This is a genomic window from Nonomuraea rosea (assembly GCF_039539705.1).
Lineage (GTDB): Bacteria > Actinomycetota > Actinomycetes > Streptosporangiales > Streptosporangiaceae > Nonomuraea > Nonomuraea rosea.
The window spans coordinates 37,388-64,108 of record NZ_BAABDQ010000052.1; the positions used below are offsets into that span (position 1 = coordinate 37,388).

Sequence of the window (26,721 nt, forward strand, 5' to 3'; positions counted from 1 at the left end):
GTCCGCCGAATGATCACAAAGACCTCTAAGCTGCTTCTGACCTTCGCTTTTGTTGCGACCGCCAAGCTGACCAGCCCCTCGACAAGGAGCCGGGACGCAGTCAGGGCGATGAAGGCCGACTCATCCATTGACCTTCGGTCATGAAGAAAGGCAAGATCTCGCCTTACGGTTCCCGGCCGCCATTCGGCGCGCCACCGTGGGTGGTTGATCGGAGGAAATGTGCCTTTATCCAGCGTTATGGTGACGGGTGTCCTGCTGGCGGGCTTGGTGACCGCCCCGCCGGTCGCGTACGCGGCTCCCGGCGAGGAGCTGCACGCCTTACGCACCGTCACCGGCCCCGGCGGTGTCACGCACGTCCACTACGACCGCGTCTACCAGGGATTACCCGTGCTCGGCGGCGACGTCATCGTGCATGGGGATCGGGCCGCCGAGAGCCGTACCCTCTCGCCGCTGACCACCCTGTCCACCACGCCTCGGTTGTCCGGCCCGGCCGCCGCCACGATCGCGGCCAAGCGCTTCCCGTACCGGCCGAGCGGCTCGCCGCGGCTGGTGATCGAGGCGCTCGGCGACGACGCCGCCGCCCGCGTGCCCGCGCTGGCCTGGGACGTGCTGCTCACCGGCACCCGGCCGGGCGGCCTGCCGACGGCCCTGCACGTTCTCGTTGACGCCGCCACCGGCGCGGTGCGCACCACGTACGACGATGTGCAGGCCGACACCGGCCACGGCTTCCACTCCGGCGACGTGCCGCTCACCACCATGATCTATTCCGACGAGCCGAACCGGAAATACCTGAGGGACCCGAGCCGGGGCAACTTCGCCACCTACGACGCCGACACCCGCCGCTTCTACACCGACCCCGACGGCGACTGGGCGGACGGCACACCGACCCATCCGCAGACCGCCGCCGTGGACGTGCAGTGGGCCACCGCGGCGACGTACGACTTCTACAAGCAGACCTTCGGCTACACCCTCCTCTACAACTCCGAGACCTCGGACGGGCCCAGCACCTTGTACGCCGGGGTGCACGAGGGCGACAACCTGTCGAACGCCTACTGGAGCGCGCAGTGCCACTGCATGCGCTTCGGCGACGGCGACAGGACTCGCACCAACTCCTACACCTCTCTCGACGTGGTCGCCCACGAGGCCACCCACTCCGTGATCGCGCGCACCGCCAAGCTCGCCTACACCGGCGAGGCCGGCGGGCTCAACGAGGCCACCGCCGACATCGCGGGGAACCTCGTGGAGTTCTTCGCCGCCAACCCCGCCGACGAGCCCGACTACCTGGTCGGCGAGAAGGTGTGGAAGGCCGGGCCGTTGCGGTACATGGACCGGCCCAGCAGGGACGGCGTGTCCGCCGACTGCTGGTCGCCCGCCGTCGGAAGCCTGGACGTGCACCGCTCCTCCGGCGTCGGCAACCACGCCTTCTACCTGCTCGCCAACGGCAGCGGCACCTCGGACTGGGGCGACAGCCCGACGTGCGACGGCACGACCGTCACCGGCGTCGGCCGCGACACCGCCGCCCGCCTGTGGTTCCACGCGCTGACCGCACAATGGACATCGGCGACCGGCTACGCCGAAGCGCGGGCCGGGATGCTCGCCGCGGCCACCGAGCTGTATGGGCAGTGCGGCGCCGAATACCGCGCCGTACAGGCCGCTTGGTCGGGGGTCGCGGTGACCGGCGCCGACCAGCCCTGTCCCTGACCGGCCCGGCGGCAGGTGGCTCATCCTGCGCCGAAGCCGGTCACCCCGCGCGACAGGTCGAACTGATGGATCCGGGTCAGCGGCCACGTCTCGTACGGGAAGGTGCGCAGCCCGGCACCGTCGAGGCACTCGGTCACGCCCTCGGCGCGTAGCCGCCCGGCCAGCAGCGCGGTCAGCCGATCGGCCTCGTGCGGACGCGCCGCCTGCAGCGGGACGAGCTCGTCCGGATCGGCGGCGAGGTCGAACAGCAGCCGGTGCCCGCCGTTGGCCAGCCAGATCAGCTTCATGCCGCCCTGCCGGACCATGGCCTTGAACCGCCGGGTGCCGGGTCGCCCGTGGTAGCCGAACAGCGTCTCGCGGGGCGGGGCCGTCCCGGTCAGCAGGCCGAGCAGGTCGCCGCCCTGCCGCAGCTCCGGCTCCCCCGCGGCGGAGGTGGCCAGGCCGAACAGGTCGGTCAGGCAGACCAGCTCGGACCGGCGCTCACCGGCCGCGATCCGGTCCGGCCAGGAGATCAGGAACGGCACCCGGGCGGAGGCCTCGAAGAAGCTCTCCTTCTGCCAGCCGTGGTGGTCGCCGAGCAGGTCGCCGTGGTCGGCGAAGAAGCAGATCACGGTGTTGCCTGCGTCCGGTCTTCGTTCGACGGCGTCGAGCAGGTCGCCGATACAGGCGTCGATGTAGCTGATCTCGCCGTAGTAGCGGGCCTTGAGCGTCCTGGCCCGGTGCGGGTCGACGTCCTCGGCGTAGACGAGGTGGTTCATCCACGGGATGTGCTGGTCGAGATGGTCGATGGCGCGGTCGCCGCACACCGGGTCGGGCATCTGGTCCGGGTCGTACATCCGGTTGTAGGGCAGCGGCGGGGCGAACGGCGGGTGGGGGCCGATGTAGGACACGACGCCGAACCAGGGCCGTCCGTCGTCGTCGCCCAGGAGCCCGATCGCCTCGCGGGTGGCCCAGGACTCGACGGTGCAGTCCGCCGGCAGCGGACTGAGCTGCGGCATGTAGTACATGTCGGTCCGCTCGCCCATCAGGGCCTCGATCCAGTCGTACTCGGGGTGCTCGCGTGCGATCCAGGAGGCGTACGCGTCACCGGCCCGCTGCTCGGGGGTGCCGTAGAACTCCTCGCTGTGCCGCTGCACGTCGTAGCCGAGCGGCGCGTCCCACGGCGTGGTGTGGAATTTGCCCACTCCCCAGGTGCGGTACCCGCGCTGCCGCATCGCCTCGGCGAGGTACGGGCCGCAGCGCTGCCGGATATCGGCGTGCCCACCGGCCGGGACGCTGTTGTCGTACACCCCGGTGCGGGTCGGCTCGCAGCCGCTGCGCAAGGTGTAGCGGGCCGGGACGCACACCGGGGTGGTGGAGTACGCGTTGTCGAAGACGGTGCCGCGGGCGGCCAGCCGGTCGAGGTTGGGCGTCGCGACCCCGGCGTTGCCGAGCGCCGCGATCGTGTCGAATCTCTGCTGGTCGGTCATGACGAACAGCACGTTCGGGCGAGTGGCCATGAAGGGGGTCTCTCCTGTCGGGACGATCGGCGGGTCGGCGGTCATCGCGTCGGGGACGGCAGCAGCCTGGCCCGATCGCCGCGCAGGGCCCTTTCTCGGGCGTTCCAGTCCTCGACCAGGCCCAGGTCGGTCAGCAGCCGATCGGCGGGCGCGAAGGTGTCCCCGGCCTGCGCCAGCAGCGCGGCGAGCCGGGCGTCGGCCTCGGCGACCCGGCCGGCCGAGGCCGGGTCCGTGGCCAGGTTGTCCCGTTGCCAGGGGTCGGTGACGTCGTCGAACAGCAGCCAGGGAAGGCCGTCGGCGGTACGCGCGTAGGTCAGCTCCTCGGTGATCAACCCTCGCCATTCGCCGATGCCCTGGTCGTAGCCGTTGTCGAAGCTGACCCAGTTGCCGATGAGCAGCTCTGGACGCAGCGGCGCACCCGACCGGAGCTCGTCGCTCAGGTCACGGCCGTAGGCTCCGATCGGGGGCAACCCGACCAGTCCGAGCAGGGTCGGCGCCAGGTCGACCAGGCCGAGCAGGCCGGTGGGCCGGGACGCGGGCACACCGGGCCCGTCGATCACCATCGGCACCCGGACGGCCTCGGCGTACGGGCTCTGCTTGGCCCGCAGGCCGTGCGCCCCGAGCAGGTCGCCGTGGTCGGAGGTGACCACGATGATCGTGTTCCGGCGGAGCCCGAGCCGGTCCAGCTCCGCCACGATGCGGCCGACCTGCGCGTCCACGGCGGTGATCGCGCTGTAGTAGAGCCGCTGCGTCTCACGCTGCCCGGGGGTGCCGGGCGTGTTCGGCGGCGGCCGCAGCAGGTCAGCCGGATAGCCGGTCCGCAGGCGCTCCGGGACCGAGTCGTACGGGTCGTGCGGCGGGTTGTAGGAGACCGTGAGGAAGAACGGGCCGTCCTGCTCCCCCAGGAACTCCACCGCGAGGTCGGTCTGCACCTCCGGCTCGTAGCCGGTGAAGTCGACCCTGGATCCGTCGCTGTCGTAGTAATGCCCGTCGAGGTGATCGTGGGAGCAGTCGACGCCGACGTAGCGCCCGATTCCCGGTCGTGCGGCCGGCTGCACCCATTTGTCCCTGGGCAGCCCGGCCAGGTGCCATTTGCCGATCCAGCCGGTCTGGTAGCCGGCGCCGGACAACGCCGTGGCCAGCGTGTCCAGCTGCGGGGTGAGCGGCAGGTCGTTGGCGACCACGCCGTTCTGGTGGGGCAGGCTGCCGGTGAGCAGGCTCGCCCGGCTCGGCCCGCAGACGGGCGAAGTGGCGCGTCCCCCGGCGACGGCGGCGCCGCCGGCCGCCAGCCGGTCCAGGTTCGGGGTGCGGACCTGGGAGGCTCTGCCCCTGGTGTCGTCGAGCCAGCCCTGCTCCTGTCCACGCCACTGGTCGGCGAGCAGGACGACCACGTTCGGCGCTGTCACGCCCGGAACTCCTGCGGGTCGAGGTCGCCGCGCTGCACGGCGGCGTCGTAGGCGGCCTGCATGCGCTGCCGCATCCCGGTGAGCGCCGGTTCGAGCGCCGCCGACGGGTCGAGCAGCAGCTTCTCCACGGTCTGGTCGACGCTCTCGCCGTCCACCTGGAGCAGGCCGCTCGGCGTCTTCGGCCACTGCCGGTCCAGCTCGCCCGGCCTGAACTGCTGCAGGAGCGCGTTGTCCTTGATCGCCGCCGAGTCCCAGACGGTGCCGTTCAGCGGAGGCGCCGCCTTGGCCGCCAGTGCCTGCTGCACCGCGTCGCCGACCATCACCTCGAACACCGCCGCGGCCTTCTCGGGGTTCTGCGAGGTCGAGGAGATCGCGTACGGGTAGCCGGCGTTCATCGGCGAGCGCACCAGCTTCTGCCCGTCGGGCACCGGCAGCGGGGCCGCGACCGCCTTGACCTTGCTGCCCAGGTCGGCCAGCGAGGAGACGATCGCGCTGCTGGTGATGTACATGCCGGCCTCGCCCTTGCCGAAGGCGTTGATCGCGACGTCGGCGGCGAGGGTCGCGGCGCCGGGGTAGGCCGTCTTGTCGGTGATCATGGCCCGGTAGAGCTCCAGCAGCGGCGCGTACTTGGCCGGCTCGTACGTCTGCGTGGCCGCGTTGAACAACCCGAACTGAGCCAGCGCCGCGTCCCCCGCCATGATCGGGACGTCGACGCTCCACTGCCGGAACCCGGTCGCCTTGATCGGGATCAGCATGCCGAACGCGTCACCGCCGCCGGCCTTGGTGATCGCGGCGGCGGCACGCCGTACCTCGGAGAAGGTCGCCGGCGGCGCGTCAGGATCCAGACCGGCCTTCTCGAACAGGTCGGCGTTGATCACCATCCGGTTGGTGAACGCGGTGGTCGGCACCGCGTACGGCACCCCGCCCCACACCAGTTCCGAGTTCTTCTGGTGGTACGGCGCGGCCTTGTCCAGCACGGCCTTGCCGACCAGGTCCGGCAGCGGACGGACCCACCCGGCCGCGACGAACGCGCCCAGTTGCGCCGAAGGGCTGTGGAACAGGTCAGGCGCCCGCTTGGTCTGGAAGCCGAGCCGGACGATCTCCTCGTACTTGTCCGTCGCCTGCGGCTCGTACCGCACCGCGATGCCGCGGGACCTGCCCTCCTTCTCGTTCCAGACACGGAAGAACTCCTGCCGGGCCTTGGCGTGCGCGCCGGCCCGGTCCCAGATCACGATCGTGGTCAGCGCACCCGGATCGGCGGACCCGCTGGAGGGCCCGCTGCCGCAACCGGCGAGGGAGAGCGCGGCGCCGGCGGCGAGCGTGCCGAGGAAACCGCGACGGGTCAAGACGGGATCGGTCATCGGAGGGCCTTTCTCAAGCGGCCGGAAGCGATCCGGCCGGTGGCATGGGGGTCGCGGGTCTTGGCGGCGCGGTCGCACAGCGTCGTCACGACCCTCGCCGTGGCCGCCGGCAGCGCGATCAGCAGAAGCGGGCCCGCGTAGGGCACCTTCGTCACGAAGAAGGGCGCCGCGGCGGCGGCGACCACCGTCGCCGTCGAGGTCAGCGCCAGCTCGATCCGCGACAGCGCCAGCAGGTAGGCGATGCGGAGGGCCGCGACGGCACGTCCGCCGGTCCGTTCGAGCAGCACCACCGACCAGGGGGCGACCAGCAGCCAGGTCGCCGCGGCCACCACGCTGGTGGTGAGCACCAGCCAGCCGTACGCGCCGCCGGGCGAGGGCCCGAGCAGGCCGACGAGCACCAGGGCCGCGACGGCGAGGTGACAACCGGCCAGCCGCAGGGCGCCCGGCAGCCGGGAGAGCACGAACCGCAGCGTCTCGCCGGGTCCGAGTGCGGCCTCGCCGGCGGCGAGCCGGCGTTGCTGGACGATCAGCCACTGGCCGGCGGCCGGGGCGGTGATCAGGGGCAGGCTCAGCAGCAACCAGCAGCAGCTGGTCCAGGCCCAGGACCACCAGCGGGACCAGCCGCGCAGCAGGGCGCCGTCCACGGCGAACAGGGTCATCCCTTCACCGACCCGTCCGTCCAGCCGCGCACGAAGTGACGCTGCAGCACGATGAAGATCACCACGATGGGCAGCAGCGCCATGTTCGCCCCCGCCAGCACGGTGTTGTACGGCGTCATGCCCTCGGCGGCGTCGTACTGCAGCGCGCTCACCCCCACGACGAGGGTGCGCAGGTCGGGTGCGGCCAGGGAGAACACCAGCGGCACCTGGTAGTTGTTCCAGGAGGCCTGGAAGCCGAGGATCACGGTGGTGGCGAGGATGGGCCGCATCATCGGGAACGCGATCCGCCAGTAGGTGCCGAACAATCCGCAGCCGTCGACGCGGGCGGCGTCTTCCATCTCGGTGCCGAGGCCGAGCACGAACGCCTTGATCAGGAAGATGTGCACCAGCATGATCCCGGCGAGCTGGACCAGCGCGATGCCGAGCAGGTTGTCCAGGCCGAGGGCCTGGGCGATCACGTACTGGGGGTAGAGCGTCGCGGTGGTCAGGCCGACGAACAGCGTGCCGACGTACAGACCCTCCAGGAAGCGCTGGCCGCGCAGCCGCCTGCGCGCCAGCACGTAGCCGGTCATGCTGGAGGCGAGCGTGTCCAGCAGCACGACGGTGGCCGTGACGACGAGGCTGTTGACGAAGTAGCGGGAGAAATTGGCCGTGGTCCACGCCTGCACGTAGGTGCCCCACTTCCAGACCTGGGGCAGGATCCCGCCGTCCCTGCTGAGGATCTGCTCCAACGGCGACACCGAGGCGAACAGGCCGAAGACCAGCGGCGAGAGCATGATCAGCGCGGCCGCCGTCAGCACCGCGTGCAGCAGCACGGTGCGGGGGCGGACGCGGCGTCCGCGGCGGGCCGGCACGTCCGGGGCGGCCGTCGTCCTGCCGGGCGTTTCCGTGATGACGGGGGTGCTCACGCCGGGGTCCTCCCGCTCCGGTTGATCCGCAGGTAGGCCACGGAGATGAGGCCGACGATCACGCTCGCGGTGACGCCGAGCGCGGCGGCGTACCCGATCTGGGGCACGGATTCCGGTTCGAAGAAGAACCGGTAGAGGTAGGTGAACATGACCTCGGTGCTTCCGGCCGGACCGCCGTCGGTGAGGGTCTTGACCAGGTCGAAGCTGCGCAGCGTCCCGATAATCGAGATCAGGACCACCACGCGCGTCACCGGGGCCAGCAGCGGCAGCACGATGTGCCGCAGCGTCGACCAGTGGCCCGCGCCTTCCAGCGCCGCGCTTTCCAGCAGCGCGTTCGGGATCGTCATCATGCCGGCGAAGAAGAGCAGCAGGTTGATGCCGAGGTGGGTCCACACGCCGACGCCGATGAGGCTGCCGAGCGCGCTGCCGGCCTCGCCCAGGAACCGGATCGGCGTCTCCAGCAGGCCCGACCCGGTGAGCAACTGGTTGACCGGCCCGCCGGTCTCCCTCAGCAGGAAGACGAAGATGATGCCGACGATCGCCGGCGACAGCACGTGCGGCAGGAACAGGATCGTCCGGTACACGGTGCCGCCGCGCACCCCGCGGAAGAACACGTAAGCCAGCACCAGGGCCAGCGGGATCTCGATGAGCAGCCGGCCCGCCCCGAACTTCAGCGTGGTCAGCACCGCCAGCCACCACTGCTCGTCGCCGATCATCCGCTGGTAGTTGGCCGTGCCGGTGAACTGCGGCGGCGAGAACCCGTTCCAGCGCTGGAAGCTGAACCAGAAGAGCCAGCCGATCGGCAGCAGCGCGAAGGCGAGATACGGCAACAGGCTCGGCAGCAGCATCAGGCGGCCGACACCGTCCTCGCGTCGATGCCATTGCGCGCGAGGTGGCTTGAACTGTCGTGGAGATCGGACAACTGCGGACATCCGTGCCCCTTCCGTGGTCGAGTCCGCCGACCTGAGCTCGCGGCTGATCCGGCCTGGCAGACTCGGTCCGGAACAATTTAGATCGATCTAAACAGCGGGTCAACAATACCCATAAAAACCCATAGGTCAACTTGGGATTAGCGGGTCAGTGACAGCCGCAGGACGCGCGGGCGTGAATCTCGGGTGCTGGCGGGGTGTCCCGGCCCTGGATCGCCATCCCCATCTCGGACAGGAGCACCCGGCCGCACACCCGGCCCAGCTCGACCGGATTCGTGGCGATGCTGCTGATCGACGGGTTCCACATCGCCGACTGGTGCAGGTCGTCGATGCCGAGCACCGCGCAGGGCCTCTCCCCGGGCGTCCCCTGGCTCAACGCCTTGACCAGGCCGTAAGCCACGTTGTCGCTGTGACACAGGACCCCGTCGGGCGGCGGCCCGGCCGTGAGCAGCTCGGTGGCGCGCCGGTAGGCGGCGTCCGTCGTGGCCTCGAACGGCTCCGACCAGACCGCGTCCCACCCGGCGCCGGCCTCGGTGACCGCCCGCTGAAAACTCTCCATCCGGCCGACCCGCGGCGAGGCCAGCGGATCACCGCCGAAGTAGGCCACCCGGCGGCAGGCATGGACGTCCAGCAGGTGCGCGGCGCCGAGCCGCCCGATGGCCGCCTCGTCCGTGCCGACGAACGGGAGATCCACTCCGTCGAGACGCCGCAGCAGCAGCACCGTCGGCAGGCCGCTGCGGCCGATGCCCGCGAAGTCGTCCGCGGTCGAGGTCAGCGCCGGGATCGAGACCACGCCGGCCGCCCGGTGCTCGACCAGGGAACGCAGGATCTGTCCCTGCAGGTCCGTCCGGTCGACCGTATTGGCGATCATGACGAAGTAGCCGACCTCGCCGAGCACCTCCTGCACGCCCAGCGAGACCTCTGCGACGAACGGGTTCATCACGTCCGGCATCACCAGCCCCACCAGATCGTTGCGCTGGGTCCGCAGATTGGCGGCGGCCTGGTTGTAGATGTAGCCCAGCCGCTCGGCCTCGGCCAGAACCGCGCTCCGCGTCGCCGCCGACACCAGCGGGCTGTCGCGCATCACCAGCGAGACGGTGGCCCGCGACAGACCGAGCGAGTTGGCCACGTCGATCATCCGTACCCGCCGCGCTCCGGGCCGGCCGCCTTCTTGCATGTCCCGCCTCCCGCACCGCGCCGTCGTCGCCTGAGCGGACTCCATGATCATCGCGTGCTCGGGCGGCCTCAGGATAGCCCGATACCGGTGGACCCGCCTGGCGCCGGCCGCGAAGAGGCCGGAGCGCGGTCAGCGCAGCGTCTGTGTCCCGATGACGGACAGCACCTGCAGCTTCTCGTAGCTCTCGCTGCCGGGACCGGCGGTGTAGACGAGCAGCGCGTGCGCCTGGCCCGGATCGATCAGCCTCTGGCAGCTGACCAGGACGGCCATCCCGGCCGCTTGACCGGGGTAGCCCTTGGCGGGTCGCCGCCGGCCGCGGTGTGGCGGCGCGTTCTCAGGTCTGCCCCGGAGTGCGCGGCAGGGTGGCGGTATAGGCCGCCCAGTCCGCCGGATGCGCCATGCTCTTCCGTACGGGCACTTTCTGGACTTTGCCCGGCTTGTCGATGACGATGCGGTTGCCTTCCATGCGTGGGCTCGCGTCTTTGGGAATAGCGAATCTGCGCTCAGCCGGGCCGAGGAGGGCGGCCACGACGATCGCCTGAGATTCGACGCGGAAATACGTCCGCCGCAGATACAGGCCGCCGATCCCGAGAGCCATCAGCCCGACGATGATCAAGGGGCTGAACGCGCCGAGAAGGAGAAGCCACACCTGTAACAGGGTCACGATCACGCCCAGTGTCAGGAATATCCAGCCCATGAGCGGGTTGTAGCGGACCTTCATCAGGCACCCGTCCTTCGTCCAGGACTCCGAAGCCCTCATGATCCTTGGTGACGATTCATGTGGCAACCAGGGATTCGTCCCGCACGCGTTCAAGCCGGTGCTGATGCTCACCCGGCCCGGCCGGAGCTCAGAGCCGGCTGCTCACCCCGCGGATGAGCTTGCGCAGCATCCAGGTGCCCAGGCCGCCGGGCACGGCGACGGCGCCGCGCAGCGCCCACTCGCTCTGGGTCAGGGCCGCGCGCGGTCCGCCGGTCGCGACGGCCTGGGTGGCCAGCGCCGAGGCCAGCCGCGCCTGCCGCCGCCGGCTCCGCTCGTACGCGCTCAGCGCCCCGGCGGGATCCGGCCCGGCGCTGGCCAGGGCGCGCAGCAGCGCCGCGACGTCTTCGAGCCCCTGCCCGGCCCCTTGCGCCAGCATGGGCGGCATGGCGTGCACCGCGTCACCGATCAGGACGCTGCGCCCGCGCCGCCAGCGGAGCGGGGCGCGGTGGCGGCGGTGCGGGAACAGCTCGATGTCCTCCTCCGTCAGCGTCTCCAGCAGCTCGGGGACGGGCGAGCCCCACGAGCCGTACCGCTGCCTGAGCGCGGCGAGCGCGACGTCCCGGCGCTCGCGGCCGTCGCCGGGGCGCAGGTGGAAGTCGATGAGCCATTGCACCATGCCGTCGCCCGAGGGGTTCATCCCGAAGTCGCCCCGAGGGCCGAGGAACAGCAGCGCCCGCGACCCGGGGTCGAAGGGGGCCTTGATCAGGCCCTGCCAGGTGGCCGTGCCGGTCGGGCGGGCGGGCTGGGAGCCGAAGAGGGCGGTACGGACCTGGGAGTTCACGCCGTCGGCCCCGATGAGCAGGTCGCCCGTGTACCGCGTGCCGTCCTCGGTCTCGACCCGTACCGACCGGCCGTCGTCGTGCAGGCCGGTGACGCGGGCGCCGAAGCGGTAGATGTCGTCCGGCAGCCCTTCGGCGAGCCGGTCGAGCAGGACCCGGCGGGGCAGCGACACCACCGGGGCGCCGAACTCGGTCGCCAGCCGTTCCAGGTCCATGACCATCACCCGGCGTCCCCGGGAGCTGCGGACCTCGATGGCCTCCAGGCGCTGCCCGGCCCCGTCCATCCGGACGCCCAGATCGTTCAGCACGGTCGTGCCGTTGTGCCAGATCATGATCGCGTATCCGGTCTCGCGTAAGGCGGGCGACCGCTCCAGCACCGTCACCTCGTGCCCGGCGGCGAGGAACCCTCTGGCCGCCGCCACCCCCGCGATGCCGGCGCCCGCGATGAGTACGCGCATCCCATCCCCTACGGCTAGTAGTACTACTAGATGTAGAGCATAGGCGGGATGATCGCCGGGCCGGGCTCCGGGTGCGGCTCATGCCGGCCTCCGGGGCGCTCCGGCGATGTGGACGCGGCCTGCGCATATGGCCGATCATGGGGCAATGTCGCTCCACACGCACCAGGCCGATCTGTTCGAGAGCTCAAGGGGTCGCTTGGAGGCGATCGCCTACCGGCTGCTGGGATCGGCCGGTGATGCGGAGGACGCGGTGCAGGATACGTACCTGCGCTGGCATGCGGCGGACCGGGACCGGATCGAGACGCCCGAGGCGTGGCTGACGAAGGTGCTCACCAATCTCTGCCTCAACCAGCTCACCTCGGCGCGGGCCAGGCGGGAGACCTACGTGGGGCAGTGGCTCCCGGAGCCGGTCCTGGACGGAGATCGGATGCTCGGTCCCGCCGACACCTTCGAGCAGCGCGAGTCGGTCTCCATGGCGATGCTCACCCTGATGGAGCGGCTGTCCCCCAATGAGCGCGTGGTGTACGTGCTGCGCGAGGCGTTCGGGTACGCGCACCGCGAGGTCGCGGAGATCCTGGACATCACCGAGTCGAACTGTCAGCAGATCTACCGGCGGGCCAGGCAACATCTGGCCGTCGAGCGATCCCGTACGGAGATCGACGCGGTCGCCGCGCGGAAGATCGTCGAGGAGTTCCTCGCCGCGGCCCTCAGCGGCGACACGGAGCCACTGATCCGGCTGCTCGCCGACGACGCGGTCAGCCTGGCCGACGGCGGCGGCAAGGTCGTCGCCCGCAGGACCCCGGTCATCGGAGCGATGGGCATCGCGAAGTACCTGCGTGCTCTGTTCGAGCCGACCGATGCCAAGCGAGCCCTCGTCAACGGCAGCCCCTCCTTCTACGCCGTCGTCGTCAACGGCGGTCCCGCCATGCTGGCCGCGGTCGGCGACCGGGTCATCGGCGTGTTCTGCCTCGATGCGACCCCCGAGGGTCTGGCGTCGCTCCACATCCACATCAACCCGGACAAACTCCAGCGCATCGCGCACCAGTGGGCGGCCGCCGGACCCCAGCGCCCGCTGGTGGAGAATTGGTGACCCAGATCACACTCGTCAGCTGTCAGGGTTCGTGCGCCTGTCCGGTTCAGGAGGTGGAAGCAACCAGATAGGAGCGAGTCCATGAAGCACCGCATCGTCGTCCTGGGAGCCGGGTACGCCGGAGCCAACACCGCCGGTCGCCTCGCCAAGCGGCTGCACCGCGACGACATCGAGATCACCTTGGTCAACGGCGACCCGGAGTTCGTCGAGCGGGTGCGCATGCACCAGCTCGCGAGCGGGCAAGATCTGCGGCTCCGCCCACTGAGCGACCTCTACGCGGGCACCGGCGTACAGGTCCGGACCGCGCGAGTCACCGCCGTCGACGTGGAGGGCAAGACCGTCGACCTCGGCGGTGAGACCCTCGCCTACGACACCCTCGTGTACGCCTTGGGCAGCGCCATCGCCGATCACGGCGTCCCCGGTGTCGCAGAGCACGCCTGCAACGTGGCCGGCAAGCAGGCCGCGCTCCGGCTGCGGGCGCGCCTGGGCGAGGCGAAGCCCGGTGAGACCGTGCTGATCGTGGGCGGCGGCCTGACCAGCATCGAGGCGGCCACCGAGATCGCCGAGGCCCACCCGGATCTTGAGGTCGCGATCGCCGCCCGCGACCGCGTCGGCGGCTGGCTCAGCGACAAGGCTCAGCGCCACCTGCGCGGCGCCTTGGACCGGCTCGGCATCACGGTCCACGACCATACCGACATCACGGCCGTCGAAGCGGACGGCGTGGTCACCGATGCGGGCAGCAGGATCCGGGCCCAGGTGACCGTGTGGACGGCGGGTTTCACCGTGCACCCGATCGCGGCGGCCTCCGCCCTTGAGGTGTCCGACGGTGGCCGGATCGTCGTCGACGCCGGCATGCGATCGGTCTCGCACCCCGATGTGTACGCCGTCGGCGACGCCGCGCTCGCCGAAGGAGCGGATGGCAAGCCGCTGCGGATGTCCTGCGCCTCGGCGAACCCGATGGCCTGGCTGGCCGCCGACGTCATCGCCGCGCGCCTGACCGGTCGCAAGGTTCCCGAGACCACGATCGGCTACTCCTTGCAGTGCATCAGCCTCGGACGCCGCGATGGAATCATCCAGCGCGTGACCCCCGGCGATCAGGTCACGTCCACCGTCTACACGGGCCGGACCGCCGCCCGCATCAAGGAGCTGATCTGCGCCAGCGCGGCCTGGAGCGTCTCCCATCCGACCATGCTGATGCCGAGCCGCCGCCGCCACCTCGCGGTCACCGCCGCGGCGGAGACGCGGCCCCTCGCCCGGTCGTGACGAACGGCGCCGCCGTCCCCTTATCCGCCTTCCTTGCCCTGACGTCCCTCGTGCCGGCGGGATCGCTCACATGGCCTGCGCAGGGCGCCCTCCGGTCATAAGAGGCTCAGCCGCAGTGCACGTTGTTGAGCTTGACGCTCGTCCATGCCGGGGAGATTCCCTCTACGTCGATACACTGGCCGGGCGCCGAGACGTACACCGGGCCGGCGTAATACTGGTAGTTGTCGGCGTCGCTGTCTTTCCCGCTGCCGCGGCCGGGTTGCCGGTCGGCGACACGCGCGGGGTGACCGTACAAACGACGCTTGTTAATCACGACATAGCATGACGTAATGGGCATTTCGCAGCTCTCCACAGATGCGCGGCAGCGGCGCAGTTCCGAGATGCGCGCGTTCCTCCGGTCGCGGCGAGCCCGGGTGACGCCCGCTGACGTGGGCATGCCGGCAGGTGAGGGCCGCCGTACGCCCGGGCTGCGGCGGGAGGAGGTGGCGGTGCTCGCCGGCGTGGGAGTGTCCTGGTACACCTGGCTCGAGCAGGGACGCGACATCAACGTCTCCGCCGACGTCCTGGACGCCGTCGCCAGGGTGCTGCGCCTGGAGCCCGCCGAGCGCGAGCACCTTCACCTCCTCGCCGGCCTCAACCCACCGCAGGCGGCGCCGTCCGAAGGCCGGGTCCCCGATGCCGTGCGGCGACTGCTGGCGGGCTGGCTGCCGCGGCCCGCGTACGTCATCGACCGGCACTGGAACGTCCTCGCGGTCAACCGTGCGGCGGAGATCGTGTTCCAGTGCACCGAGTACGACCACAACTGCCTGGTCAGCTTCTTCACCAACGCCCGCTACCGTGCGGCGGTCGTGGACTGGCACGACGCGGCACGGGCGATGGTCGGCCTGTTCCGGGCAGACGCCGCCCGCTACCCGGACGATCCCGAATTCGGCCGCCTGGCCGCCGACATGTGCGCCGCGAGCCCCGCCTTCGCCGAGATCTGGGCGGAACTCCCCGTAGGCGGCCCCACCCACGGCACCAAGGCCCTGACGATTCCCGGCCTGGGGACGCTGACCTTCGAGGCCACCACCCTGCCGCTGCCCGAGCTGCCCGGCCACCGCCTGTCGCTGCACACCCCCGCACCCGGGACGGGAACGGCGGAGCTGCTGGAGCGCTTGGTGGTGGTGTCAGACCCAGGTTCAGCCGACACTGCCGCGTAAGCTCGCACCGCACGAGGATCGCCGGCATGGAGCGATTCACGAACAAGACGGTTTTGATCACCGGCGGCACCAGCGGCATCGGGTTCGCGACCGCGCGCAGACTCCTCGACGAGGGCGCGTACGTCGTCATCACCGGCCGCGACCAGGCCCGCCTCGACACTGCGGCAGAACGCCTGGACTCCGAGCGGGTCCTGCCCGTCCGCGCCGACGTCAGCGTCGACGCCGACCTCGACCTCCTCGTGCGACGCGTCGAGACCTGGCGTGGCACCCTCGACGCGGTCTTCGCCAATGCCGGAATTGCCGACTTCAGACCAGAGTTCACCCCGAAGGACTTCGACCACACCGTCGGAATCAACTTCAAGGGAGTGTTCTTCACGATCCAGAAGGCGCTGCCGCTGATCGGCGACGGAGGCGCCGTCGTCATCAACGCCTCCTGGACCCTGCACCGCGGCCTCCCTGCGGCCTCGATCTACGCCGCCAGCAAGGCTGCCGTGCACAATCTCGCCCGCACGCTCGGCACCGACCTCGCGCAGCGTGGCATCCGCGTCAACTCCGTCAGCCCCGGCTACATCGAGACCGAGATGTACCGGTCCGCCATCGACCCCGGCGCGGAGTCCCGCATCACGGCGGAGGTGCCGCTCGGCTCGCTCGGCCACCCGGACGATGTCGCCGCCGCCGTCGCCTTCCTGGCCTCGGACGACGCGTCGTACATCACCGGTCAGGACCTCGTCATCGACGGCGGCCTCGTGGCAGCGGCACCCCTCGGGCTGCGCCTGTGACAGCCGTGGCCTGCGAACCTCCAGCATGTCTGATGTGGCAGGGAAGAAGGCCTCGCACTGTCGCCGAGCCCTGAACACGACCGGATGACCACGATCGCCGCCTGGTCGCTGGCCCACGGCTTCACCAGCCTGTGGCTCAGCGCCGCCCCGCCGGAAAGCACCGGCGGAGACCCGGAGGCCCTGTCTCGTAACTCGATCGGGCGGATTCGTTAGGGTGTTCGAATGCCGGCACAGCGCACCCTGCTGCCGCGCTCGGCACCGGCCGCTTCGGACCAAGTCGTTCGCCTCGGTCGCCGTGGGGCTCGCGATCGCCGACGGGCTGCTCTCGCTGGACGATCGGGTGGTGGACGTGTTGCCCGACCACGTCGCGGGGTCGTGGCCGTGGTGCGCCGGCCGGGGTGGCGCGGCTCACCAGGCGCTGATCTCCACGGTGACGGCCGGCACCAGCTCGTTGCGCAGCGCTTCCAGGAACGTGACGATCTCGGCGGCGACCGAGCGGTGCTGCAGGTCGTTGAGCACATCGTGGTGGGCGCCGCGCACGACGGTGAGCCGCGCCTTCGGCAGCGTCTTGGCCGCCCGCGCGATCACGTCACGGTCCGCCAGCGGGTCGGCGTCCCCGACCAGCAGCAGGTGCGGGATCCCGGCGGCATTCTCGTACGCCGCGTCCAGCAGGTCCTGGGGCACGGCGCCGGCCAGTGCGCCGCGCTCCACGGCCGCGTCGCCGGTCAGGACGCCGCGGTGGGTGGGACAGTGGGTCCGGATGTCCAGCTCGTCCTCCCACCCGTCGCCGGTCCGCGAGCCGTTGCCGGGCAGGCCCGCGAGCACCGCCGCCTGCGGCCACCAGGCCGCCGCCGAGGAGCCCGTGGCGACCAGGGCGGCGAGCCCGGCGGCGCCCAGGTCGGCGCCCACCAGCACCGGCGGACGCGGCAGGCCGTCCGGAGTCTCGGCCGCGATGCCTTCGACGGCCGCCGACAACCGCCGGGCGAGGGCGTCCAGGAAGGGCGCGACGGCCGCCGGGCCGGCGGCCGGCAGGTCCACGACCCGCACCCGGTACGCGTCATGGGCGAGGCGCGAGCCGAAGCGCGCGTAGGTCGCGCGGGTCTCGCCGCGGCCCGGCACGACGACGACCGTGCCTCTGGTCCGCAGCCCGTCGGGGACGTGGTGGTCGGTGCTCTGCGTCATGTCACACTCCGGTGATCTGAGGGGAACTGGACTGGGCGCGCACTTCGTCGCGCAGGGCCCGCCGTAGCTCGGGGTCCGGCGGCCGCTCGTCCCTGATCGACGGCACGGACGTCACGAGCAGGCGGGTGTACGGGTGCCGCGGGGCCAGCAGGATCTCCTCCGTGGTGCCCGTCTCCACCACCTGCCCCTGATAGAGCACGACGATCCGGTCCGCCACGCCGCCGAGCGAGCCGAGATCGTGCGTGATCAGCAGGACGCCGATGTCGCGCGTGTCGCACAGGCGCAACAAGAGCTCGAGGATCGTGATGCGCGTCGAGGCGTCGAGGGCGCTGACCGGCTCGTCGCAGATCAGCAGCCGCGGTTCGACCGCGATCGCACGGGCGATCGCGACACGCTGCCGCTGGCCGCCGGAGAGCTCGCCGGGGTGCTTGGGCAGCAGGTCGAGCGGCAGGGAGACGAGCTGCGCGACGTTCCGCGCGGCGTCCTGCAGCTCGGCGCGACCGTACCCGCCGCGCACGACGAGACCCTCGATCAGCGTGTCGAACACGGTGCGTTCGGGGTCGAGGCTGCGCAGCGGGTCCTGGAAGACGTACTGCACGGCGCCGCTGCGGCGGAACGCCCGCAACGCACCGCCGCGCAGCCCGCCGGTCTCACGCCCGTCGATCGCGACGGTGCCGCTCCGCGCCTGCACCAGGCCGAGCACGGCCCGGGCGAGCGTGGTCTTCCCCGAGCCGGTCTCGCCGATCAGCCCGACGATCTCACCCGGTGCCACGGTGAGATCGACGCCGTGCAGGATCCCGGTGCGCTTGCGGCCGAGTGCGACGTGCAGGCCGGAGACGTCGAGCAACGCGGTCATCGCCGGCTCCTCTGTTCACGCACCCGGTCGATCCCGAAGCGCTCGTGGTTGTCGATCAGCTCACGCGTGTACGGATGACGCGGCGCGCGCAGCACCTGCCGGGTGGGCCCCGCCTCGACGATGCCGCCGTCGCGGAACACGTGGACCGTGTCGCACATCTGCGAGATCACGGCCAGGTCGTGGGAGACGACGATGAGGGTGAGCCCTCTGTCGCGGCGCAGCTCGGTCAGAAGTTCGAGCACCTCGGCCTGCACGGTCACGTCGAGAGCCGTGGTCGCCTCGTCGGCGATCAGCAGCTCGGGCTCAGCGGTGATCGACATCGCGATCAGCACCCGCTGCAGCATCCCGCCCGACAGCTCGAAGGGATACTGCGCGTAGACGTGCTCAGGGCGGCGCAGCCCCATGGCGTGCAGCAGCTCGACGGCCCGGTGCCGCGCCGCCCGGCGGGCCAGCCCGACCTTGACGCGGAGCACCTCGGCGAGCTGCGCCCCGACGGTGATCGACGGGTTGAGGTAGGAGGCGGGATCCTGGAACACGGCCGCGAGATCGGTGCCGCGCAGGCGCGCTCTCCCGGCGGCCGGCAACGTGGTCAGCTCGGTGCCTCGCAGGCTGATCTCGCCCCCGGTGACCTCGACGCCGGCGGGCAGCAGCCCGAGGACGGCGCGGCAGGTCAGGGTCTTGCCGCTGCCGGACTCGCCGACCAGCCCGACGGCTGAGCCGCGGGGGATGCCGAAATCCACTCCGTGCACGACCTCGGAGCCGTCGGCGACGCTTATGCGCAGCCCGCGCACCGACAGCAGCGGCTCACCGCCGAGCTCGCCCGCGGCAGCCGCACGAACCGCCGTCGCGCGCTCAGGTGAGACGGACACACGGTCAGGTGAGACAGACACGGCGTCAGGTGAGGCGGACACGGCGCGCTCCTCTTCTCGTCAGCTTCCGCGCGCGCCCGTGGTCGCCGCTGGTGTCCCTGATCGCGTCGGCGAGCACGTTGAGTGCGCCGACGGTCGCCATGATGAACAGGGAGGGGAACACGGGGCCGTACGGCCGCTGCGTCAGGTAGCCGAGGTCACTCGCGACGATGCCGCCCCAGGTGGGCTCGGGCGGCACGACGCCGATGCCGAGGAAGGTCAGCGACGAGACGATCAGGAGGCCGCCGGCGGTGGCGTTCGCGGTGGTCACGATGAGCGTCGGAAGGATCTTCGACCACACGTGCGTACGCAGCACCCGCCACGTCGAGGCCCCGAACAGCTGCGCGGCGGTCACGTACTGCGCGTTCGCGTGGCCGAGGGCGGCGGCCCGGGTGATGCGGTAGAACGACGGCGCGAGCAGGATGCCGACGGCGATCATCGCCTGGTGGACGGCGTTGCCGAGCAGCGCGGCCACCGCGATGGCGAAGATCAGGAAGGGCAGCGCGATGAGCCCATCCATGACCCGCAGCGTGATCCATTCGTAGACGCGCGCCCGAGGTACACGGAGGTGATGCCCGGCACGACGCCGATGACGAGAGCGATGCCGACGGCCTCGAAGGCGGTGAACACCGACCGCGGCGCGCCGCCCAGGACGCGGCTCAGGACGTCGCGGCCGAGATAGTCGGTGCCGAACCAGTGCGCCGCGCTCGGCGGCTGGAGGATCTCGGCGCTGTTCTTCAGCGGGTCGTACGGCGCGAGGAACGGCCCGAACACCGCGAGGAGGAGCACGGCCGCCAGCACGATCGCCGCGATGGCGCCCGCGCGGGTACGCAGGGCGTCGGTGATGGTCCTCATATCTCCCTCCGGGCGGCGGGGCGCAGCTTGACCAGCAGGACGTTGACGAGCGCGGACGAGATCAGCACGACGCCGATCGTCACGAGCAGGGCCCCTTGCACGACGGGCACGTCACCCCCGAGCGCCGCGGTCTTGGTGAGCTCGCCGATGCCCGGCAGCGCGAACACGGTCTCGACGATGACGGCTCCGCCGATGAGCCGCGGCACGTGCATGCCGAGCACGGCGACCGCGGGGCCGGCGCCGTTGCGGAGCGCGTGGACGAGGACGATGCGCCATCCCGGCAGGCCCCGCACCTGCGCCCCGACGATGTAGTTCTCGTGAAGAGTGTCGGCCATCCCGGTCCGCAGCTGGCGGGCGACGTCCGCCGCGGCGTCCAGGCTCAGCGACACGCTCGGCAGCAGGAGGAAGCTCGCCCACGTCAGCAGCCCGTCGGACGGGGGCGCCCAGCCGCCCGAGGGCAGCACCGGCACGAGCAGCGAGAACACCGTGATGAGGGCGATCGCGGCGACGAATCCGGGGACGGTGGCCAGCACGGAGGTGACGACCGTGACGGTGCGGTCCAGCCAGCCGCCCTGCCGGACGGCGGCCAGGATGCCGAAGACGCCGCCGAGCACGACGGCGATGAGCAGTGCCCCGACGGCCACGGACAAGCTCACCGGCAACCGCTCGGCGATGCTCTGCGCCACGGGGATCTTCGTGAACCAGGACGAGCCGAGGTCACCGTGCAGGGCGTCCCACAGCCACAGCACGTAGCGCAGCAGCAGCGGCTTGTCGAGGCCGAACACCTCGCGCATTCTCGTCACGTCGGCCGCGGTGGCGGAGTCGCCGAGCACGACCGAGGCGGGGTCCTGTTCCGTCAGTCCGCCGAGCATGAAGGTGATGAAGGTGGAGACGAGCAGCACAGGGACCGCGATCAGCAGGGCGCGGCCGAGGGCGGTGACGGCTGACAGCACGGGTCCGGACGAGATGCCTGCCACCCGGCCGGCTCCGTCACGCACGTTCAGCGGGGTCATGACGGCTCCGTCACTTCTCTACCCAGACGCCCTCGAAGCGCTGGATGTCCACCCAGTTCTGCAGGCCGTGCACCTTCGGGCTGTGCGCCGTGAAGCGCGTCACCGTGAACAGGAACACGTTCGGCATGTTCGTCACCGCGATCTTGGTGGCGTCCTGGATCGCCGCCGGGTAGGCGGGATCGGTCAGGGGGTAGCCGCTCGCCTTCACGACCGCGGCGGGCAGCGCCGCGGGGGTGGTCTTGCCGAGGTTCATCAGGCCCTGCGCTCCGAACAGCACCTGCAGCGCCTGCACCGGCGACTGGCGGGCGTTGAACTGGTCGAGCACGAACGGGTATCTGCGCGTGATGTAGTTGTTGACGCCCGGCGTCTGAACGGTGAGCGTCGTGCGGATGCCGGCGGCGTTCAGCTGCTGCTGGATCAGCTCGCCGACAGGGTCGTCCGCCTTGCCCAGCGCGAGCTGGATGTCGACGCCGTCCGGGTAGCCCGCTTCGGCCAGCAGCTGCTTCGCCTTGGCCGCATCGTGCGGGTAGAGGTTGTCGAGCTCCGGGTCGTAGGCGACGTAGCCCTTGGGGAACGGCTGCCAGACCGGCTGGCCGTACCCGAAGTTGGCCGTTTCGACCAGTGCCTGCCGGTCGATCGCCGTACTGATCGCCTGGACGACCTTGGGGTTGTCGAACGGCTTCACGGTGTTGTTCACGTCGAGGACGCGGACCGGCAGCACATTGGCCGTCTCGACCGGGAATCCGGCGGCCTTGACCCCGCCGACCTGTGACGCGGTGAGGTCGGCGACGTCGAACTGACCCGACTGGAGGCCCGCGACCGCGACGGCCGGGTCGGGCGTCGGCTTGAGGATGAGGTTCGTGACGAGGATCTTGTCCGCGTTCCAGAACGCGGGGTTCTTCACCAGCGTCGCCTGCGACCCGGGCACGTAACTCCGCACGATGAAGGGTCCGGCGCCGACCGGCTGGGTGGCCAGCTTCGCGGCGTCCTTCGACGCCGCCGGGCTGACGATCTGCCCGGTCTTGCCGGACAGCAGCAACGGGATCTGATGGTCCACCTGGGTGAGATGCAGCGTCACGTCGGTGGCGCTGTCGGCGGTGATGCTCTCGACGGTGGCCAGCTGCGGCGCGATCGTCGAGTCCTTCGCGGTCTTGCCACGTTCCAGGCTCGCCTTGACGGCGGCCGCGTCGAGCTTCGTGCCGTCGGAGAAGGTCAGGCCCGGCCGGAGGTGGAAGGTGACCGAGCGGCCGTTCTTGGCGTACGTCCACGACCGCGCGAGGCCGGGCTGGGCCTCGCCCTTCGCATTCACCTCGGTGACTCCCTCGTAGGCGAGAGTCAGCGCGTGGACGTCGTTGCCGACCGCGGAGGTCACCGGATCCCAGGTCGACGGCAGCGACCATCCCCAGGTCAGGGTGTCGCCGCGCTGGCCGGCGGCGGACACCGCGGTGCCGTCGGACGAGGACGCGCCGCTGACCGAGGCCCGGGAGGCGCAGCCGGTGACCACGAGCGCCGCGACGGCGGCGATGCCGGCGGCCTTGCTCACTCTCATCACGTCTTGTCCTGGCCCTGTCCTGCCCCCACGGCGGTGCGGGCTTCTTCTCGGGCGGCCGCGCCGGACCGCAGCAGCGGGACGAGCTCCTTGCCCCAGTCACGCACGTCCTGCAGCGGGTCGAATCCGCGGATCAGGAAGCTGCGGATGCCGAGGTCGTGGTACTTCAGCAGGGCGTCGGCGACCTGCTGGGGCGTGCCGACCAGAGCGGTCGAGTTGCCGCCGCCGTCGCTCAGCTGAGTGACGCCGAACCAGAGCCGCTCGTCGTGCACGAGCTTCTCGTCCGCCTCCTCCTTCAGCCGCCTCGCACCGACCGCCGTGTTCTCGCCGCGCCCGATCCGCCACGTCCCACCACCGCCTTGTGCGAGGTTGGCCTCGAAGGCGCGGCGGATTCCCTCGGCCTTCTCCCAGGCCGCGTCCTCCGTTTCGGCCACGATCGGGCGTACGGACAGAGAGAAGCCGATCTGGCGGCCGTGCCGCGCGGCCTCGTCGCGGATCAGTTCGATGCGTTCGCGCGTCTGCGCCAAGGGCTCACCCCACAGGGCGTAGACATCGGCCCAGCGGCCGCCCACCCGGATCGCGTCGTCGGACTGCCCGCCGAAGAAGATCGGCACCTGCCCATGCGGCTTGACCGAGCTGAACGCACCCTCGAAGCGATAGAACTCCCCCTTGTGGTCGAAGGGTTCGTCCGAGGTGAGGGTGCGCCGCAGCACCTCGATGAACTCCGCGGTGCGCCGGTAGCGAGCCTCCTTGGCCGCGAAATCTCCGTCGCGCCGCTGGTCGGTGTCGCTGCCGCCGGTGATGTGGTGGATCGCGACGCGGCCGGCGCCGGTCAGGTTGTCCAGTGTCGCCAGCTTCCGCGCGGTCAAGGTGGGCTGGATGAATCCGGGCCGCTGGGCGATGAGAACGCCCAGGCGTTCGGTGTTGTAGAGCACGTGGGCGGCCGCGGCGAAGCCCTCGGGCGAACTGGCGCTGTGAGCGACGAGCGCGCGGTCGAAACCGGCCTCCTCGTGAGCTCGGGCGAAGTCGGCAAGGTAGCCGGGGTCGACGACCGTCCCCCGCCAACCGGCGCTTTCCGAGCCGTGGGTGGTCGAAACCATCCCCAGGATCTGGATCGACAATGTGCGAACCTTTCAAAGGTGTGGACTGAGGCCGTTCGGAACGGTGGGCGCTATCGTGTCTGGATCGCGGTGGCCGGCTGGTTCACATCCATCAGGCTGCGGTCTTGGCCGGCGGACTGTCCAACGACGCTTTCTAATCACGGTCGATCACCTCACGTGATAAATCCCCTTACATCAGGTAGGTATAATAGGTATACTCGGGGCATGAACCGTACGCTGGACATCGCCCCGTTGCGCAGCTTCGTCGCTGTCGCCGACGCCGGTGGCTTCCAGCGCGCCGCCGATGCCCTGCACCTCAGCCAGGGGGCGGTGAGTCAGCATGTCCGCCGGCTGGAGTCCGCGATCGGCCGCCCGCTGGTGGAGCGGCGCGGCCGCGGCTCCCGGTTCACCGCGGACGGCGAGAAGCTGCTGAGCCAGGCGCGCGGCATCCTGGCGCTCCACGACGAGGTGCTGCAGAGCTTCGGCGGCGAGGCCCGGGGGACGATCGTCATCGGCTCGACCGAGCATGCGGCGGCCCAGTTGCTCCCGCACCTGGCGACCACCCTCGACCGGTCGGCACCCCGCTACGGCGTCAAGTTCCGGCTCGATCGCGGGACCAAACTTCGCGAGAGCTTCGCGACAGGACGCATCGACCTGGCCCTGCTCATCGGCCCTGCCGACGACCCGCGCGCCACGCCGGTCGGCGACCTGGGCCTCGCCTGGTACTCCGCTCCCGGATGGACGCCCCCGAGGGCGGGCGAGCCGCTTCCGGTCGTCGCCTTCGACAATCCCTGCGCACTTCGCGATCGTGCCCTCGCGACCCTGTCGCACCACTCGATCCCGGTCGCCATCGCCGCTGAGGCCAACCAGCTGGCCGGCGTGCAGGCCGCCGTCAGCGCCGGTGCGGGCGTGGCGCTGCTGGCGACCCTCGGGCAGACCCCGGAGGGCCTCGTGGCCTGCGACGATCTGCCGAGGCCGGAGCCTCTGCCGCTGGCGCTGTGGACCCGCCAGGGTGTCGCGCCGGCCGTCTCCGAGCGCGTGTCGGACGCGCTCCGCCGCCTGCTGACGACCCCGGTCCTGACCGGGGTGCCACCCTTCGTCCTCGCCAAAGGAGCCTGATGCCTGTCCAGCCGTCCGACCCGACCGGCCTCGCTCGTACGCCCAGCGGCGTCCTTGTGCCCGCCGGCATCGACCCGTTCCACCGGACTTTGCACCATGTCGCCCCAAGCGGCCTGATCGGCCAGACCTCTCAGACCTCGGGGATGAAGCGGCTCGAGGCCATCAGCGGCAAGACGGTCGGCGCCGAGAGCCTCTGGATGGGCCAGACGCATGTCGCCGCGTCGATGACGTCGGGCAACCACCACCACGGGGCATCCGAGACCGCGATCTACGTCGTGTCCGGGCACCCCGCCTTCGTCTTCCTGGACGTGGAGGGCGACGAACCAGTCGAACACCGGATCCAGACCGGTCCCGGCGACTACATCTTCGTGCCGCCGTTCGTCCCGCACCGCGAGGAGAACCCCGACCCGGAGACCGAAGCCGTCGTCGTCATCGCCCGCACGACCCAGGAAGCGATCGTCGAGAACCTCGACGGGCTCGACTGGTCCGAAGTCAAGATCCGCTGAGCTGACCGACGCCATGGACATCCCCGCCGCGCAGGTGCGCGCGCTGCTGCTGAGCCGCGACGAGGTCGTCATCGCCGACGTCCGCGAAGAGGCCGTGTACGCGCAGGGACACCCGCTGTGGGCCGCCAACTTCCCCCTCTCCCGGCTGGAGCCGGACGCCTGGCGGCGCATCCCCCGCCGGGACACCCCCATCGTCGTCTACGGCGACGCGAACGCACCCGCGCATCAGGCGATCAGCGTGCTGCGGCAGCTCGGCTACTCCCGGGTGCACGCGCTGCTGGGCGGGCTCGACGGCTGGATCGCCTCCGGCGGCGAGGTCTTCCAGGACGTCAACGTGCCCAGCAAGGCGTTCGGCGAGCTGGTCGAGTCGATCAACCGCACGCCTTCCCTGACCGCGCGGCACGTACAGGCGCTCATCGACTCCGGCAGGCCCCCCGTCATCGTCGACGCGCGCCGCTTCGACGAGTTCAGCACCATGAGCATCCCCACCGCCACCAGCGTGCCCGGCGCGGAGCTGGTGCTGCGCATACGCGAGCTCGCCCCCGACCCCGCCACCCCCGTCGTCGTGAACTGCGCCGGACGCACCCGCAGCATCATCGGCACCCAGTCCCTGATCAACGCCGGCCTGCCCAACCCCGTGGCGGCGCTACGCAACGGCACCATCGGCTGGACCCTCGCCGGGCAGCGACTGGACCACGGAGCGACCAGAACGGCGCCGCGCACCGTGGCGGAGTCACACCGTTCCCTCGCCCGCGCCGGGGCCCGCACCATAGCCCGGCGCGCCGGCGTCACCTTCATCCGTGCGACCGACCTCCCCGGCCTGCACCGCCCTGACCGCACCACCTACGTCTTCGACGTCCGCTCGGCGGCCGAGTTCGCCGGCGGGCACCTCGACGGCTCCCGCCATGCCCCCGGCGGGCAACTCGTCCAGGAGACCGACCACTACGCGCCGGTGCGCGGCGCCCGCATCGTCCTCGTCGACGACGACGGGGTCCGCGCCGCGATGACCGGATCGTGGCTCGCCCAGATGGGCTGGGAGACCTGGGCGATCAGTCCCGCCGCCCCCGGGGATCTCACCCGGCAAGGCGAGGAGCCCGCTCCCCTTCCGGAGCCGCCGCAGGTCGACACCGTCGACGCGGCGACCCTGCGCACCTGGCTGAGCACCGTCCGGCCCCGTACGGTCGTCATCGACGTCGCGCCCAGCCGGGACTACGCCGCCGGGCACATCCCCGGCGCCTGGTACGCCATCCGGGCGCAACTGCCCGCCGCGCTCGGCGCGATCGGCCCCGCGGCCCGGTTCGTGGTCACGTCGCCGACCGGCGTGCGGGCGCGCTTCGCCGCGGCGGACCTGCGCCGGCTCACCACCGCGCCGGTGTTCGCCCTGGACGGCGGCACGGCGGCCTGGCGCGCCGCCGCACCACCGGAACCGGACCGGGCACTGGAAACGGACCCGGCGCTGGAATCGGACCCGGCGCTGGAAACGGACCCGGCGCGCTACGCGGTCGATCCGGCCGACCGGTACCGGCGCCCGTACGAGGGCGCTGACAACGCCCGGACGGCCATGGAGGCGTACCTCGCGTGGGAGTTCGGTCTGGTCGAGCAGCTTGAGCGGGACGGTACCCACCACTTCCGGGTGGTCCAGTGAGCCGTGCCGGCCGCCTCGAT

28 protein-coding genes are annotated in these 26,721 nt (G+C 71.1%); 9 read left to right on the forward strand and 19 right to left on the reverse strand.

The genetic code is table 11. From position 1 onward, the window contains the following. Positions 1-237: 237 nt before the first annotated feature. Positions 238-1,701, forward strand: coding sequence for a M4 family metallopeptidase (locus ABEA43_RS59550; protein WP_345576949.1), 1,464 nt, complete (start codon positions 238-240; stop codon positions 1,699-1,701). A 20-nt stretch (positions 1,702-1,721) separates the two neighbouring features. Here the strand turns inward: ABEA43_RS59550 and ABEA43_RS59555 are convergent, their stop codons facing one another. From ABEA43_RS59555 to ABEA43_RS59600, 10 genes are all read right to left on the reverse strand, one after another. Beyond that, a complete protein-coding gene (locus ABEA43_RS59555; protein ID WP_345576951.1) occupies positions 1,722-3,200 on the reverse strand; it encodes a sulfatase family protein in 1,479 nt (492 codons plus the stop codon). A gap of 41 nt (positions 3,201-3,241) precedes the next feature. Continuing rightward, entirely contained in the window at positions 3,242-4,606 is a 1,365-nt protein-coding gene (locus ABEA43_RS59560; protein ID WP_345576953.1) for a sulfatase-like hydrolase/transferase, read from the reverse strand. Beyond that, on the reverse strand, positions 4,603-5,967 hold the full coding sequence (locus ABEA43_RS59565; RefSeq protein ID WP_345576955.1) for an ABC transporter substrate-binding protein: 1,365 nt from the start codon (positions 5,965-5,967) through the stop codon (positions 4,603-4,605). The genes ABEA43_RS59560 and ABEA43_RS59565 overlap by 4 nt, the downstream gene beginning before the upstream one ends. Beyond that, positions 5,964-6,626 carry a hypothetical protein gene (locus ABEA43_RS59570; protein WP_345576957.1) on the reverse strand — a complete coding sequence of 221 codons (663 nt, stop codon included), beginning with the start codon at positions 6,624-6,626 and terminating at the stop codon, positions 5,964-5,966. The genes ABEA43_RS59565 and ABEA43_RS59570 overlap by 4 nt, the downstream gene beginning before the upstream one ends. Next, positions 6,623-7,534, reverse strand: a complete 912-nt coding sequence (locus ABEA43_RS59575; protein WP_345576959.1) for a carbohydrate ABC transporter permease — start codon at positions 7,532-7,534, stop codon at positions 6,623-6,625. The genes ABEA43_RS59570 and ABEA43_RS59575 overlap by 4 nt, the downstream gene beginning before the upstream one ends. Then, on the reverse strand, positions 7,531-8,382 hold the full coding sequence (locus tag ABEA43_RS59580; protein ID WP_345576961.1) for a carbohydrate ABC transporter permease: 852 nt from the start codon (positions 8,380-8,382) through the stop codon (positions 7,531-7,533). Before ABEA43_RS59580 ends, ABEA43_RS59575 begins: the two co-directional genes overlap by 4 nt. A 229-nt stretch (positions 8,383-8,611) precedes the next feature. Next, positions 8,612-9,640 carry a LacI family DNA-binding transcriptional regulator gene (locus tag ABEA43_RS59585; protein ID WP_345576963.1) on the reverse strand — a complete coding sequence of 343 codons (1,029 nt, stop codon included), beginning with the start codon at positions 9,638-9,640 and terminating at the stop codon, positions 8,612-8,614. Positions 9,641-9,769: 129 nt separating this feature from the next. After that, a complete protein-coding gene (locus ABEA43_RS59590) occupies positions 9,770-9,910 on the reverse strand; it encodes a hypothetical protein (RefSeq protein ID WP_345576965.1) in 141 nt (46 codons plus the stop codon). A gap of 64 nt (positions 9,911-9,974) precedes the next feature. Then, on the reverse strand, positions 9,975-10,361 hold the full coding sequence (locus ABEA43_RS59595; RefSeq protein ID WP_345576967.1) for a hypothetical protein: 387 nt from the start codon (positions 10,359-10,361) through the stop codon (positions 9,975-9,977). Between the two features lie 127 nt (positions 10,362-10,488). Continuing rightward, a complete protein-coding gene (locus ABEA43_RS59600) occupies positions 10,489-11,637 on the reverse strand; it encodes an FAD-dependent oxidoreductase (protein WP_345576969.1) in 1,149 nt (382 codons plus the stop codon). Positions 11,638-11,782: 145 nt separating this feature from the next. Between ABEA43_RS59600 and sigJ the strand changes: the two genes are divergently transcribed. Then, positions 11,783-12,727, forward strand: a complete 945-nt coding sequence (sigJ, locus tag ABEA43_RS59605) for an RNA polymerase sigma factor SigJ (protein ID WP_345576971.1) — start codon at positions 11,783-11,785, stop codon at positions 12,725-12,727. 81 nt (positions 12,728-12,808) lie between these two features. Then, positions 12,809-13,990 carry an NAD(P)/FAD-dependent oxidoreductase gene (locus ABEA43_RS59610; protein ID WP_345576973.1) on the forward strand — a complete coding sequence of 394 codons (1,182 nt, stop codon included), beginning with the start codon at positions 12,809-12,811 and terminating at the stop codon, positions 13,988-13,990. A gap of 106 nt (positions 13,991-14,096) precedes the next feature. On the opposite strand, the gene ABEA43_RS59615 is transcribed toward ABEA43_RS59610, so the two are convergent. Then, a complete protein-coding gene (locus ABEA43_RS59615) occupies positions 14,097-14,303 on the reverse strand; it encodes a hypothetical protein (protein ID WP_345576975.1) in 207 nt (68 codons plus the stop codon). Between the two features lie 16 nt (positions 14,304-14,319). Between ABEA43_RS59615 and ABEA43_RS59620 the strand changes: the two genes are divergently transcribed. The 3 genes from ABEA43_RS59620 to ABEA43_RS59630 all read left to right on the forward strand — a co-directional run bounded on the left by ABEA43_RS59620 (position 14,320) and on the right by ABEA43_RS59630 (position 16,181). Then, positions 14,320-15,189 carry a helix-turn-helix transcriptional regulator gene (locus ABEA43_RS59620; RefSeq protein ID WP_345576977.1) on the forward strand — a complete coding sequence of 290 codons (870 nt, stop codon included), beginning with the start codon at positions 14,320-14,322 and terminating at the stop codon, positions 15,187-15,189. Positions 15,190-15,215: 26 nt separating this feature from the next. Next, entirely contained in the window at positions 15,216-15,968 is a 753-nt protein-coding gene (locus ABEA43_RS59625) for an SDR family NAD(P)-dependent oxidoreductase (RefSeq protein ID WP_345576979.1), read from the forward strand. 84 nt (positions 15,969-16,052) lie between these two features. After that, a complete protein-coding gene (locus tag ABEA43_RS59630; RefSeq protein ID WP_345576981.1) occupies positions 16,053-16,181 on the forward strand; it encodes a hypothetical protein in 129 nt (42 codons plus the stop codon). A 195-nt stretch (positions 16,182-16,376) separates the two neighbouring features. Here ABEA43_RS59630 and ABEA43_RS59635 read toward each other — a convergent pair whose 3' ends face one another. From ABEA43_RS59635 to ABEA43_RS59670, 8 genes are read right to left on the reverse strand one after another with little or no spacing between them, the layout of a single operon-like run. Then, positions 16,377-17,150 (reverse strand): alpha/beta hydrolase, encoded by a 774-nt coding sequence (locus ABEA43_RS59635; RefSeq protein WP_345576983.1) that lies wholly within the window; start codon positions 17,148-17,150, stop codon positions 16,377-16,379. Position 17,151: 1 nt separating this feature from the next. After that, positions 17,152-18,006: an ABC transporter ATP-binding protein gene (locus tag ABEA43_RS59640; RefSeq protein ID WP_345576985.1), complete on the reverse strand. Its 855-nt coding sequence runs from the start codon at positions 18,004-18,006 to the stop codon at positions 17,152-17,154. Further along, on the reverse strand, positions 18,003-18,875 hold the full coding sequence (locus ABEA43_RS59645) for an ABC transporter ATP-binding protein (RefSeq protein ID WP_345576987.1): 873 nt from the start codon (positions 18,873-18,875) through the stop codon (positions 18,003-18,005). Before ABEA43_RS59645 ends, ABEA43_RS59640 begins: the two co-directional genes overlap by 4 nt. Positions 18,876-18,900: 25 nt before the next feature. Next, positions 18,901-19,434: an ABC transporter permease gene (locus ABEA43_RS59650; protein ID WP_345576989.1), complete on the reverse strand. Its 534-nt coding sequence runs from the start codon at positions 19,432-19,434 to the stop codon at positions 18,901-18,903. Next, positions 19,404-19,769: a hypothetical protein gene (locus ABEA43_RS59655; RefSeq protein WP_345576991.1), complete on the reverse strand. Its 366-nt coding sequence runs from the start codon at positions 19,767-19,769 to the stop codon at positions 19,404-19,406. Before ABEA43_RS59655 ends, ABEA43_RS59650 begins: the two co-directional genes overlap by 31 nt. Then, positions 19,766-20,782 carry an ABC transporter permease gene (locus ABEA43_RS59660; RefSeq protein ID WP_345576993.1) on the reverse strand — a complete coding sequence of 339 codons (1,017 nt, stop codon included), beginning with the start codon at positions 20,780-20,782 and terminating at the stop codon, positions 19,766-19,768. Before ABEA43_RS59660 ends, ABEA43_RS59655 begins: the two co-directional genes overlap by 4 nt. A 10-nt stretch (positions 20,783-20,792) precedes the next feature. Then, positions 20,793-22,331 (reverse strand): ABC transporter substrate-binding protein, encoded by a 1,539-nt coding sequence (locus ABEA43_RS59665; RefSeq protein WP_345576995.1) that lies wholly within the window; start codon positions 22,329-22,331, stop codon positions 20,793-20,795. Continuing rightward, complete coding sequence (locus tag ABEA43_RS59670) at positions 22,331-23,452, reverse strand: LLM class flavin-dependent oxidoreductase (protein ID WP_345576997.1); 1,122 nt, start codon at positions 23,450-23,452, stop codon at positions 22,331-22,333. Before ABEA43_RS59670 ends, ABEA43_RS59665 begins: the two co-directional genes overlap by 1 nt. Before the next feature lie 204 nt (positions 23,453-23,656). On the opposite strand from ABEA43_RS59670, the gene ABEA43_RS59675 reads away from it, so the two are divergent. Genes ABEA43_RS59675 through ABEA43_RS59685 form a run of 3 tightly spaced genes read left to right on the forward strand, consistent with a single transcriptional unit; the run spans position 23,657 to position 26,701 of the window. Continuing rightward, positions 23,657-24,550 carry a LysR family transcriptional regulator gene (locus tag ABEA43_RS59675; RefSeq protein WP_345576999.1) on the forward strand — a complete coding sequence of 298 codons (894 nt, stop codon included), beginning with the start codon at positions 23,657-23,659 and terminating at the stop codon, positions 24,548-24,550. Then, entirely contained in the window at positions 24,550-25,056 is a 507-nt protein-coding gene (locus ABEA43_RS59680; protein ID WP_345577001.1) for a cupin domain-containing protein, read from the forward strand. Before ABEA43_RS59675 ends, ABEA43_RS59680 begins: the two co-directional genes overlap by 1 nt. Before the next feature lie 13 nt (positions 25,057-25,069). Continuing rightward, the gene (locus ABEA43_RS59685) at positions 25,070-26,701 is read left to right on the forward strand and encodes a rhodanese-like domain-containing protein (RefSeq protein WP_345577003.1); all 1,632 of its coding nucleotides are present in this window, start codon (positions 25,070-25,072) and stop codon (positions 26,699-26,701) included. Positions 26,702-26,721 lie beyond the last annotated feature (20 nt).